Origin of the sequence: Jannaschia sp. 2305UL9-9, assembly GCF_041403465.1 — a bacterium.
Classification (GTDB): Bacteria; Pseudomonadota; Alphaproteobacteria; order Rhodobacterales; family Rhodobacteraceae; genus Jannaschia.
The window spans coordinates 81298-93787 of the sequence record NZ_JBGEHM010000002.1; the positions used below are offsets into that span (position 1 = coordinate 81298).

The 12490-nt window shown below is 66.5% G+C and carries 11 protein-coding genes; 4 read left to right on the plus strand and 7 right to left on the minus strand.

The window, feature by feature from the left end:
* Positions 1-31: 31 nt before the first annotated feature.
* From V6N07_RS08195 to V6N07_RS08215, 5 genes are all read right to left on the minus strand, one after another.
* Complete coding sequence (locus V6N07_RS08195; RefSeq protein WP_371155526.1) at positions 32-1060, minus strand: TRAP transporter substrate-binding protein; 1029 nt, start codon at positions 1058-1060, stop codon at positions 32-34.
* A 182-nt stretch (positions 1061-1242) separates the two neighbouring features.
* On the minus strand, positions 1243-3303 hold the full coding sequence (locus V6N07_RS08200; RefSeq protein ID WP_371155527.1) for a hypothetical protein: 2061 nt from the start codon (positions 3301-3303) through the stop codon (positions 1243-1245).
* Positions 3304-3306: 3 nt separating this feature from the next.
* Positions 3307-6015, minus strand: a complete 2709-nt coding sequence (locus V6N07_RS08205; RefSeq protein WP_371155528.1) for a DUF4159 domain-containing protein — start codon at positions 6013-6015, stop codon at positions 3307-3309.
* On the minus strand, positions 6012-6896 hold the full coding sequence (locus V6N07_RS08210) for a DUF58 domain-containing protein (protein WP_371155530.1): 885 nt from the start codon (positions 6894-6896) through the stop codon (positions 6012-6014). Before V6N07_RS08210 ends, V6N07_RS08205 begins: the two co-directional genes overlap by 4 nt.
* Before the next feature lies 1 nt (position 6897).
* A complete protein-coding gene (locus V6N07_RS08215) occupies positions 6898-7914 on the minus strand; it encodes an AAA family ATPase (protein WP_371155532.1) in 1017 nt (338 codons plus the stop codon).
* A gap of 69 nt (positions 7915-7983) precedes the next feature.
* Here V6N07_RS08215 and V6N07_RS08220 point away from each other — a divergent pair, with 69 nt between their 5' ends.
* Both V6N07_RS08220 and V6N07_RS08225 read left to right on the plus strand, forming a co-directional pair.
* Positions 7984-8553 (plus strand): DUF1285 domain-containing protein, encoded by a 570-nt coding sequence (locus tag V6N07_RS08220; RefSeq protein ID WP_371155534.1) that lies wholly within the window; start codon positions 7984-7986, stop codon positions 8551-8553.
* 100 nt (positions 8554-8653) lie between these two features.
* Positions 8654-8881 (plus strand): DUF2798 domain-containing protein, encoded by a 228-nt coding sequence (locus V6N07_RS08225; protein WP_371155536.1) that lies wholly within the window; start codon positions 8654-8656, stop codon positions 8879-8881.
* On the opposite strand, the gene V6N07_RS08230 is transcribed toward V6N07_RS08225, so the two are convergent.
* On the minus strand, positions 8882-9418 hold the full coding sequence (locus V6N07_RS08230; RefSeq protein ID WP_371155538.1) for an acyl-CoA thioesterase: 537 nt from the start codon (positions 9416-9418) through the stop codon (positions 8882-8884).
* 109 nt (positions 9419-9527) lie between these two features.
* Here V6N07_RS08230 and V6N07_RS08235 point away from each other — a divergent pair, with 109 nt between their 5' ends.
* The gene (locus V6N07_RS08235; RefSeq protein WP_371155539.1) at positions 9528-9815 is read left to right on the plus strand and encodes a YggT family protein; all 288 of its coding nucleotides are present in this window, start codon (positions 9528-9530) and stop codon (positions 9813-9815) included.
* A gap of 52 nt (positions 9816-9867) precedes the next feature.
* Here the strand turns inward: V6N07_RS08235 and V6N07_RS08240 are convergent, their stop codons facing one another.
* A complete protein-coding gene (locus tag V6N07_RS08240; RefSeq protein WP_371155541.1) occupies positions 9868-10005 on the minus strand; it encodes a hypothetical protein in 138 nt (45 codons plus the stop codon).
* A gap of 184 nt (positions 10006-10189) precedes the next feature.
* On the opposite strand from V6N07_RS08240, the gene V6N07_RS08245 reads away from it, so the two are divergent.
* The gene (locus V6N07_RS08245) at positions 10190-12430 is read left to right on the plus strand and encodes a calcium-binding protein (RefSeq protein WP_371155542.1); all 2241 of its coding nucleotides are present in this window, start codon (positions 10190-10192) and stop codon (positions 12428-12430) included.
* Positions 12431-12490: the final 60 nt, after the last annotated feature.

Consider the following 12490-nt stretch of genomic DNA (forward strand, 5'->3'; position numbering starts at 1 on the left):
GGCGCGACCCCTTTGCGGCGTCATGTTTTCCTCAGCCTTCGAACTCGTCCATCAACCGTCGCGCCTCGTCGATCAGGGCCTGACCGTCGATCCCGCGCTCGGACATTTCGGCAATCCAGCTGTCGTAGACCGGTTGCGCGGCCTCGACCCAGGCCTGTGCGTCGGCCTCGGACACGGTGATGATCTCGTTTCCGTTGTCCACTGCGGCCTCTCGCGCGGGGCCATCCGACGCTTCCTGCGTGCCCCCGGCAAAGACCGAGAACGCCAGGCCGGAGTTGTCGTCGATCACCGCCCTGAGGTCGGCGGGCAGGCCCTCGTAGGTGTCCTTGTTCATCGCCAGGACAAAGGTCAGGTTGTATAGGTGATTGCCCTCGAACTCGGTATGGAAATCCACCAGTTCGGGCACCTTGAGGGATCCGGTCACTTCCCATGGGATGGTGGCGCCATCGATCACGCCCTTCGACAATGCCTCCGGGATGGCGGGGACGGGCATCCCCACGGGGGTGGCACCCAGCGTTTGCAAAAGCTGATTGACCATGCGGGTTGCGCCCCGGATCTTCACGCCCTGCATGTCGTCCGGCGTATGGATTGCGCTGCTGGCATGGATCATTCCGGGCCCGTGCACCCACGTCCCGAGGACGTGGACGTCCGCGAATTCCTCCTGCATGTGGGATTCGTACATCTGCCAGTAGGCGGCAGACGCGGCGCGCGCGTCCCTGACCATGAAGGGCAGTTCGAATACCTCGGTGGTCGGAAAGCGGCCCGGCGTATAGCCGACGACGGTCCAGATCACATCCGCTACGCCGTCAATCGCCTGATCCATCAGTTGCGGCGGGCTGCCGCCCAGTTGCATCGACGGGTAGCGTGTCACCTTGATGCGGTCGCCGGACGCCTCTTCGATGCTGTCGGCCCAGACATCGAGGATCAGCTTGGGCACATTCGCCTGCGCAGGCAGAAACTGATGCAACTTCAAGGTGACGTCCTGCGCCATGGCCGGCACCGCAACCATGGCCATGACCGTGCCGCCCAAAAGACCGGTCAGCGTGCGACGGGTGATCATCTGTTCATCCTCCCTGAATGACATCGGGTCCCGTTCCCACGACCCCGACCGGCGGAGCGAAACACACGCTCAGGTAGATTGTAAAATCAAAAACCGACGTCTGGGGCAAGGTCATCCGCTGCGCCCGCCCGCGCGGGTGGGTTTCAGGCATCCTGCAAGACACGCCTCGGACCGCAGCCTGCTCAGCTCCGGCCTTCGCGCAGCCATGCCCATGTTGCCAATCCGGCGGCCAACAACAGGAAAAGCCAGGCAGGCACCAGCGACGCGACCCGCACATCCGCCGTCAGATAGGCACCCCTCGGGGTCCAGCCGATCCATCCGCGCCCGGCGGCGACCCGCCCTGCCCGAACCTCGCGCAGGTCGGGTGTTCCCTCTTCGAGGGCGAGGGCCCCGCCGTTCCGCGCCGCCACGGCATCTGCCAGAATGTCATCCGTCGCGATGGTTTCCACGAATTCCCGCGGGGCCGCGGGCCCCAGACCGATGACCGCCTGGCGCATGCCTTCGGACAAACGGTACAGGCCCTGCATCTCACCGACGAAGCGCGCCGTGAAGCGCCCCGGGGCCTCCTGTTGCAGGGTCAGAACCTCTTCGGTGCCGTCCGGGGCCGTCACGGTCACCGTCTCGGGCGCCTCGCCCAGGGTGCGGCGCGTGACCGTGACCTCCTGACCGATGGCCGATGCGATTAGCGCCTCCTCTTCCAGTTCCGGCTCCTGCATGAGCCAGTGGGCAAGCCTGCGCAAAAGCTCGGCCTGCGGGCCGCCGCCTTCATAGCCGCGGTCCCACAGCCAGACATGATCCGACCCGAGAAGCGCGACGCGCCCCGCCTTGACCCGGTCGAGCAGGAGCAGGGGTTCCTCCCCGATACCGGTCATCACGACCTCCGCATCCGCGCCGGCCTCGACCTGCACCTGACGGAACCAGCGTCCCCAAGGGTCGCCGTCCACCCCGAAATCGGCCGGCAGGCCTTCGGTCACCGGGTGCTTTTCGCCGGTTTCCGATACCTGCGGCAGAAACCCGTCCTCCAGAACGATCGCCGTCGGCGCCCCCGGCAGGATCGGCGCGAGCGGAGAGCGATAGATGCTGTCCGCGCTGGCAAAGTCCGGCCCGGCGGCAACCAGCAGGGCACCGCCCTGATCGACGTAGTTGCGCACGTTTTCCAGATAGATGGAGGGCAGGATGCCGCGCCGCTGATAGCGGTCGAAGATGATGAGGTCGAATTCGTCGATCTTGTCGAAGAACAGCTCCCGCGTGGGAAAGGCGATGAGCGACAGTTCGGTCACCGGCACACCGTCCTGCTTGCCCGGCGGGCGCAAGATGGTGAAATGCACGAGGTCGACGGAGGAATCCGCCTTGAGCAGGTTGCGCCAGGTCCGCTGGCCGGGGTGCGGCTCTCCGCTGACGAGGAGAACCCGCAGACGGTCACGCACGCCGTTGATCTGTATGACTGCGGCATTGTTGCGGTCCGTCAGTTCATCCTCGGCTTCGGGGATGCGGAACTCGATGACGTTCAACCCGCCATGCGGCAGGGCAAGGGGCAGGTCCAGATCCTCGCCCACCGGGATCAGGTAGGCGCGTGGCTGCCCCCCATCGACGGAGATGAAGATCTCCGCCTCCTCCCCCATGTCGGCGGGAACGTCGCCCTGATCCTCGATCCGCAGGGTGATCGTGAAATCCTCGTCCAAGATGGCGAAGGCGGGGGCGTTCGACACGATCAGACGCCGATCCCAATCGCCCGTCCGGCCGGTCCGCAACAGGTGGAGCGGGGCGGGAAGATCGGGGACAAGATCGGCATCGTGAACCTGTCCGTCGCTCAGGATGACGGCACCGGCAACCCTGTCACGCGGCACCTCGGCCAGAAGTTCGGCCAGCGCGGTCATCACTTCGGTTCCCGCGTCGCCGTCCCCATCGCCCACGCGCGTGACACGGGTGTCGAGGCCGTCCGCGCGGGCCTGCGCCAACAGGTCGTCCAGCGCCTGCGCGGTCTGCGCGCCCCTGTCGGACAAGGCCTGAGACGCGCTTTCATCCACCGCGATCAGCAGGATGTCGGACAGCGGCTCGCGCTCCTCGGTCTGCAGGCTGGGGTTCGCCAGCGCCAGTGCCAGCGCCACGACGGATGCCGCACGCAGCCACCAGCCGGGCAGGCCCCGCGCCGCCGCCAGCAGGCACAGCGCCAGCGCGATGCCGGCCAGTGCGCCGATTGCCCAAAGGGGCAGCATGGGGTCGAAGATGATCTCGCGTGCCATCGCCTAGTTTCCCAACCTGTCCAGCAACGCAGGCACATGAACCTGGTCGGATTTGTAGTTGCCCGACAGCACATGCATCACGAGGTTCACGCCCCAGCGATAGGCGATCTCGCGCTGCTGCTCACCGGCGAAACCGCGCCCGACGGGCAACAGGGTCCGGCCCTGCGCATCCACCGCCCAGGCCGCGGCCCAATCGTTGGCGCCTATCACGATCGGTGTGACCCCGTCGTTGAGATTGCGGAACGGCATGCCCTCGACCTGTTCGACCTGCGGGCTCGCTTCGACCCAGACATCGCGGGAATTGTAGCGCCCCGGAAAATCCTGAAGCAGGTAGAAGCTGCGCGTCATGACGTGATCGGCGGGCAAGGGTTCCAGAGGCGGGATATCCAGCGGCGCGGCCAGATCGCGCAACCGGACCGATGCCGGGGACGAGGATCCGAACCCGCCGATATCGGCATCCCGGGTGTCGAACACGATCATGCCGCCCCCGCGCAGGTAGCGGTTCAGCTTGGCGTAGGCATCGTCCGAGGGGATCGGCTGCTGTTCGGAGACTGGCCAGTAAAGCAGCGGAAAGAACGCCAGTTCATCCTGTTCCAGATCGACACCCGTCGGCGGCGACGGCTCGACCGAGGTGCGGCGCGCCAGAACGTCCGACAGGCCGCGCAGACCCGCTTCGGACACGTCATCCATCCGCGTGTCGCCGGTCAGCACATAGGCCAGCGAAACCTCGGACGGGATCGGCCCTTCCTGTGCCGTGGCATCTTGCGGCGCACCCGTCATCAGCAACAGCGCAAGCCCCGCCGTGACGGTGCCCCGCCGCAGTCGCCCGCCCAACCACAAAGAGGCAAGGATATCGACCGTCAGCAGCGCAAGCGCGAGGGCCAGAAGATAGGGCATGAGGTTCGTCTCCGGCTGTCGGGCCAATCCTTCGACCGACGTGCCGGCGGGCCAAGACGCGGGCGCCAGCGTGGCCTCCGGCCCCAGAACGTTTACGGCCAGCGACTGCGACGGCCCGGCATAGACACCGGGGGGCAGATCGCCTGACAGGACCGGCTCGATCAGGTCGGCGCCATCGACCCCGGCCATCGCCCCGGCATCGCGCACGGTGCCGAACCCGTCCAGAACGACACGGGGGGCCCATGTCGTCCCCTCCAGATCTTCGGCACTCGGGGCGGCGGGGCGGGTCGATACGGCCATGCGCTCCAACATCTGGACGAACAGGCCCGACAAGGGCAGCGACGACCATTCCGCATTCGCGGTGACATGGAACAGGACGACCTGTCCCTGCCCAAGGGCCTTGCGGGTGACCAGCGGCGTGCCGTCCGCCAGGGCCGCGATCGACCGTTCGGCAAGCGTCGGATCGGGCTGGGCCATGACCTGACTGGTCACCGTGACCTCTTCGGGGACGGACAGGCCGAAGAACGGGCTGTCGGGACCGAAGGGGCGAAGGGCCTTCGGTTCGCCCCAGCTCAGCGCACCGCCGATGGTCCGTCCCCCACTGCGCAGACGGACGGGCATCAACGCCTCCTCCGTGTCGCGCGACAGGTCCGAGGCGGCGACCTGTGGCCCGGCGAACCGCAGCAGCAGGCCACCATCGCGCACCCATTCCCCGACCTGCTGCGCCTCGGACGGGGACAGGCGCGCCACGTCGGCGAAGACGAGGACATCGGGATCGGCGGGCAGGATCGTCGACAAGTCCCCCTCGATCAGGTCCGCCGTCGTCTCCAACGCGCGGCGCAGATAATAGAGAGGCGACAGCAGGTCCTGCGCCTCGTCACCTGCATCGGTCAGAAGCGCCACCTGACGGCGCGCAAGACTGTCATCGGTCACCGTCACCGCCCCGGCCGAACGGATGCCGGCGATCTCGAACCGCTGCACGCGGTTGCGCAGGTCAGGCGGCAAGGTCAGCGCCACTTCGCCCGTGTCCGCGCCGGACTCGAACCCGATGTCGGCGGTGGCCAATTGCGTCACGGCGCCGTTTGGTGCGGGGCCGATGACATTCACCGCCACACTGCGGGCCCCGCTGTCCCCCAACCGCAGGGCGCGCAGCGTGATTTCCCCATCGGCATAGGTCGCGGGCGTCAGGCCGATGACCGGGCGGTCCCCTTCGATGACACGCGCGGCAATGGCATCGCGACCCGGCCGGTCCAGACCATCGGAGACCCAGACGACCTCCGCGCCGCCGACATCCAGATCCGCCAGCGCGGCATAATCCGGCGCCCACGGCCGCGGCTCCAGTCCCGGAAGGCGTTCGATCCACGCATTCGCGGATTGATAGGGGATCTCCTCCGGCAGCGGGTCGGTCAGGGGCAGGACGGCGGCCACGCGTCCGGCGCGGGCGGCATCGCGCAAGACTTCCTCGACCCGTGCCATGCGGTCCGGCCAGTCGCGGGCCGAGGCCCAGCTTGCATCCATCACGATCAACAGCGGCCCGGATCCCGTGCCTGCGGCCCGCGGGTTCAGAACGGGGCCCGAAAATCCGATGATCGCGGCGGCCAGGGCGAAAATGCGCAGCAGCAGAAGCCACCATGGCGTCGTCGCCGTCTGGCTTTCATCATCCTGCAACCCCAGAAGCAGGACGATACCGGGAAACCGCCGCCGGATGGGCGCGGGCGGCACGGCGCGCAGCAGCCACCACAGGATCGGCAGGACGATCAGCGCGGTCAGCAGCAGCGGCGCCGTGAACGCAAGCGATGCGAGCAAACCGCTCATCTGCGTTTCTCCAACGCTGCATACAGGGGCAACAGGGCCGTCTCGGCAGGGCCGCCGGTATGATGCACCTGAAACCGCCACCCCGTGCGGGCACACAGATCACGCAAGGCCGCCCGCCGTTGGGCCAACCGGTCCAGATAAGCATCGCGCAGGCGGTCGGCTTTCAGGGTCTCGAACCGGACCGCGCCTGACATGGATTCGAACACCGTGCGCCCGTCATAGGGAAACGCCTCTTCGTCCGGGTCCAGAACCTGCACCAGAACCCCTGTCACCCCCCGGTCCGCGGCGCTGGTCAGGGCCTCCGTCAGGGGGGCGGGGTCGCCGAGGAAATCCGACAGGAACACGGCCCGCGCCCCCATCGGCATGACCTGCGGTCGGGGGCTTCCGTAATCCGTGACCCCATCACCATCCATCAGGGCACCTGCCATGCGGATCAGTTGCGCCCGGCCACCGCGTGGCGGTTCGGGCAGTTGGGCCAGACCCGTGCGCTCGCCGCCCTTGATCGCCAGAACGGCAAGGGCCAGCGCGAGGGTCTGCGCCCGGCGCAACTTGGACGGACGATCGCCCCCCGCAAACCGCATGGAGGCCGCGTCATCGACCCAGAGCATCAGCGACTGCGCCGCCTGCCACTCGGTTTCGCGGACGAAATGCCCGTCACCCCGCGCGGATTGCCGCCAATCGATGGCCCGTCGCGCATCGCCCGGCTGCGCCGCGCGATATTGCCAGAAGTTGTCTCCGGCACCGGCCCTTTTGCGCCCATGGTCCCCAAGCAGGATCGTGGCCGCCAACCGTTCGGCGGACATCAGAAGGCCGGGCAGACCGGCGGCGGCCTTTTCGGACCGCGCACGCAGACTGGCAGGGGTATGGAGCGTCGCCTCCAAATCAGGCGGCCCGGTTGACGGACATGACGCGGCCCGCGACCTCTGCGATCACGTCATCCAGCACGACACCCTCGGCACGGGCGGCAAACGACAGGGCCATGCGGTGCGACAGGACAGGCCCGGCCAAACGGGCCACGTCCTCGACATCCGGTGCCAGACGCCCCTCCAGCAGGGCCTGCGCACGTGCGAGGAGCATCAGGGCCTGCGCCGCGCGCGGACCGGGCCCCCAGGCGACATGGCGGCGCACCGCGTCGGGCGCCGCCTCGTCGTCCGGGCGACAGGCCCGCACGAGGTCGAGGATCCTGTCCACCACCCCGTCCCCCACAGGCATCCGCCGCACGACGGCCTGCGCGGCGATCAGACCCTCGGCGTCGAACACGCGGCGCGCCGTGCCCTCGGTCGCGCCCGTGGTCGCCAGCATGATGTCCCGTTCCGTCGCGCGGTCCGGGTATTCGACGTCGATCTTGACAAGGAACCGGTCCAGCTGCGCCTCCGGCAGGGGATATGTCCCCTCCTGCTCGATCGGGTTCTGGGTGGCGAGGACATGGAACGGCGCGGGCAGTTTGCGGGTCTGACCTGCGACCGTCACCTCGCGTTCCTGCATGGCCTGCAACAGGGCCGACTGCGTACGCGGAGAGGCCCGGTTGATCTCGTCCGCCATCAGCAGCTGGGCAAAGATCGGCCCTTCGATGTAGCGAAAGGCCCGGCTTCCGTCCGAGGCGGTTTCGAGGACTTCCGACCCGAGGATGTCCGAGGGCATCAGGTCCGGCGTGAACTGGATCCGGTTGCCGTCAAGCCCCATGACCGTGGACAGGGTTTCGACCAGCAGGGTCTTTCCAAGACCCGGCAGGCCCATCAACAGGGCGTGGCCGCCGGACAGCATCGCCGCAAGCGCCAGTTCGACCACCCGATCCTGCCCGATCACCCGCGTCGCGATTTCGGACCGCGCCTGCCCCAGCCGCGCGCCAAGCGTTTCGATCTCGTTCAAGAGGTCGCCCGACCCATTTGCGTTTTCCATGGTTGCATCGCTCCTGCCCGGCTTATCTTGTTTCATAGATATGGCTGACGGACCAAAGGGCAAAGAGCAATGAGCGAACACCATCGAGTGATCCCATCGGCGACCTCTCTCCTGACGGCGGCGAAAAATGCCGCAAAGGAAGGCAGACGCGGGGCGCCCCCGGTGCATCTTTGGAACCCGCCCTACTGCGGTGAAATCGACATCGTGATCAAGCGCGACGGGACATGGTTCCACGAAGGCACCCCCATCGGGCGACCGGGTTTGGTGCGGCTCTTTGCCTCCATTCTCAAGCGGGAGGGGGACCGGACCTACCTTGTCACGCCGGTCGAGAAGGTCGGCATCACGGTCGAGGACGCGCCCTTCGTGGCCGTGGATTTCGAGGCGACCGATGACGCCATCACGTTCGAGACGAATGTCGGCGATACCGTCACCGCAGGCCCGGACCACCCCATCCGCGTCGCCCTGTCCGAGGACGGAGAGCCGTCGCCCTACGTCATGGTGCGCGCAGGGTTGGAGGCGCTGATCGACCGCAAGTCGTTCTATCGCCTCGTCGAGATCGGCGAGGAACACGACGGACAATTCGGGGTCCGCTCCGGCGGGGCGTTCTTTGCCATGATCGACGCATCGGCCCTGCGCTAGGGCCCGTGCGCGGGGGACGGGACATCTGTGCAGGTCGGAGGCTTTTCCGGGCCAGCCGTAGCTGCCAAACATGCACCGCGACAAATGCCCGAGGTTTCCCATGCTGCCTGCCCGTTTCGCCCCCATCCTGTTCGGCCTGATCCTGTCGGGCCTGATGTCCGCAATCGTGTCGGCGATCGCGACGTTTCGCACCCTTGGCCTGTCCGACGGCGTCGGCGCCATCTGGGCCGTCAGCTGGATCAGCAGCTGGATCGTGGCCTTTCCGACCGTCCTGCTGGTGGGGCCACTGACACGTCGTGTTGTCGCGAAACTGGTGCGCCCCGACTGATCAGGAGGCCGGCACCGGGGGCCAGGGGCGTTCGCCCTCGGCCAGGATCCAGGCCGCGACCCAAGGCTCAAGCTCGGGCGTGGGCGCGTCCCAGCCCAGCGCGGCCAGCACCTGTTCCGGTGGCACCGTGCCCTTGGGCGAGGTGACCGCGGTGCGCAACAACGCCTGGCTGGTGCAGGTGCCGCGCACCCACATGGATTGCACGATATAGATGAACCGCGCGTCCCAGCCAACGCAGCGCGTGCGCATTTCGATCCGCTGGAATGCCGTCACCCGCTTGCGATAGCGCACGCTGCACCCGGCGACCGCGAGGCCCCAACCCTGCTTGCCCAGCGCCGTCATCAGGCCCATGCGCGCGCCTGCCCCGAACCGGCCCAGATCGTACAGCGTCAGGGTGCGACCGTTGTTGAGCTCGAAGAAACCATCGAGATCCCAGGGCAGGCAGAGGTGATGACTGACATGCTCCTCCGTGACGCCCATGGTCGGTGCGCGACGGTTTCGGAGCAGCTGCAGCAGAAGGCGTATGAACGGATACATGCCTGCTGCGTGATCCTGCACCACCCCGACGTCAAGTTGAACGGAGCGTCAGCTTGCCCCCGTGCCAACGGATGCCTAAGTCAGGGGCACAATAGCCAGAGGTCCGTCAATGCAATCGCTGTTCCAGATCATCATGTTCGCGCTGTCCATCGCGCAGACGATCATCCTGATCCACATCATCATGTCGTGGCTGATCAATTTCGGCGTGCTGAATCTGGGGCAGCCGTTGGTCGCCCAGATCTGGGATGGCCTGAACCGTCTGGTCGAACCCGTCTACGCCCCCATCCGCCGGGCCCTGCCGAACATGGGGGGGCTGGATCTTGCGCCGCTGGTCGTGATCTTCGGTATCTTCGCCCTGCGCACGATCCTGATCAACAACGCCGCGGCCTTCTACTGATCCTTGCGGGCATGCCGATCGACGGGCACCGCAACGCCCGTCGATGAAGGGATCAGCCGTTCTCGGACCGCTCGATGCAGACGCCGCAATTGGCGTGCGGCTCCAACTTGTGTTCCTGAAACGCGATCCCCGCGAGGATCGACAGGACCACGAGGGCCAGACGAAGATTGTTGCCGATGGATAGGGTCATCGCATTCTCCTGCGCTGCCATCTGAACTGTTCGGTTCAGCATGATGCAAGACCGACCCCCTTGCAAATCACGCCGTCGTGACAGGCTGTGCCCCGACGCTTCGAAAAAACTTTTCCAAAACTGAAACTCTCGCTGCGCAGTGTTCGTGCCTTCCGCACAATCAACCTGATCAGGGAGATCACAGATGGCCAATCCCGGCACGAATTTCGCATCCTTCGGCGCGTTCCTGAACGATGCAGACGACTTCTATGCAGTGAATTTCTCCGCCCTCAATTCTTCCGGTGTCGATGGCTCCGCGATCCTCGCGGTCGGTGACGCCGACGACGGCTCCCGCGTTCTGAACATCTCGCTGTCTGCCGAAGGCCTGGCACCCAGCATCCAGCATGCCCAGCACATTCACGGCCTGTTCGACGATGACGGCAATCCGGCCGATGCGACCACGCCCACGATCCTCGACGACGCCGATCTGGACGGAATGGTCGAAGTGATCGAAGGCTTCGGCAAATATGGCGACATCATCCTGACCCTGCTGGGGTCCGATGGTGCCCTGCCCTTCGCGGATGCAAACGGCGACCTTGCGTTCTTCGCGTCCTATGATCTTGGAAACGACGATCTGTTCTTCAGCCCCTTCGGCAACGATTACACCTCCGAGGACCTGATGCCGCTGACCTTGCGCGAGATCGTGCTGCACGGCGTCGAAGTCCCGACCGGGATCGGTGCCGGGACTGATGGTGAAGTCGACGGCACGCAGTCCGGCGTCGTTCCGATCCTGCCTGCGGCCGCAGGCGAGATCGAGGCCATCGACCGGACCGAGGCCTTTGACATCCTTGACGATCAGTTCGACATGTCCAGCATCACGACGGCCCTGACCCGTGGCGACGACACGTTCGACGGCGGCGCGGGCGATGACCGCATCTATGGCGGACCGGGTGACGATACCCTGCTGGGCGGCGCGAACGACGACACGGTCGAAGGCGGCGCAGGCAGCGATGTCGTTTCGGGCGGCACCGGAAACGACCGGATCGACGGCGGTGCGCGTGATACCAACGCCGAGAACGCGGCGGACGCCAAGGCGGCAGGGTCGCTGACCATCGACGACTACGACAATGCCTATGCCGGTGGTGCCGGTGACGACACCATCAACGGCGGCGCAGGCGATGACATCATCACCGGCGACGACGAAAGCCGCGTGGCCACCGCCACGGGCGAGACGTTCGATGCCATGGCCGACGGGTCCGACATGATCTTTGGCGGGGCTGGCAACGACGAGATCCACGTCGGATCCTGGGCCGATGGCGACGACGGCTTCGAAAACACCCACACCGGCATGATGGACGATTTTGCCAATGGCCAGGATGGCAATGACATCCTGATCGGTGACGGCGGGAACGACACCCTGCTGGGTGAGGCCGGGGCCGATACCATCGTCGCCGGGGGTGGTGCGGATGCCGTCTCGGGTGGCGCGGGCAACGACCTGATCAACGCAGGGTCGGACACGGACAACGCCGAGAACGCGGCGGACGCCAAGGCAGCCGGATCGCTGAGCATCGACGACTACGACAACGCCTATGCCGGTGGTGCTGGTGACGACACCATCAACGGCGGCGCAGGCGATGACATCATCACCGGCGACGACGAAAGCCGCGTCGCGACCGCCACCGGCGAGACGTTCGATCCCATGGCCGACGGGTCCGACATGATCTTCGGCGGGGCTGGCAACGACGAGATCCACGTCGGATCCTGGGCCGATGGCGACGACGGCTTCGGCAACACCCATACCGGCAGCGGCGCGGACTTCGCCTCGGGCGGTGACGGCAACGACATCCTGATCGGGGACAGCGGTACCGACACCCTGCGCGGCGACGCGGGCGACGACACCATCAAGGCCGGTGGCGGCGCGGACTTCGTCGACGGTGGCACGGGTGACGACGACCTCGACGCCGGTGACGGCTTCGACATCGTGTATGGCGGCGCAGGTGATGACACCGTCGCAGGTGGCGCAGGTGGCGATACCCTCGTGGGTCAGGACGGCGACGACGTTCTGTCCGGCGGGTCCAGCGGCGACCTGCTGGTCGGCGGTGCCGGGGATGATTTCATCAACGGTGGCTTCGGCAATGACCGGATCAATACCGGATCGGGCGCCGACAAGGTGTTCCACGCCGGGGTCGAAGGTCATGGTACGGACTTCGTACAGGACTTCGACGGCGCCTCCGACACCTTCGTCTTCGGTGGTGATGCAACGGCCACGGCGGATGACTTCCTCGTGCAATACGCCATGACCGCGAATGCCGGGGATGCCGGAATCGAAGAAGCCTTCGTGACCTACGAGCCGACGGGCCAGATCCTCTGGGCGCTGATCGACGGCGCGGATCAGACGCAGATCAACGTCACCGTCGCGGGCGAGACGTTCGACCTGCTGGCATGATCCATCGGTCATGATGCCACTCGCGCCGCCCCTGACACCGGGGGCGGCGCTTTTTTGTGG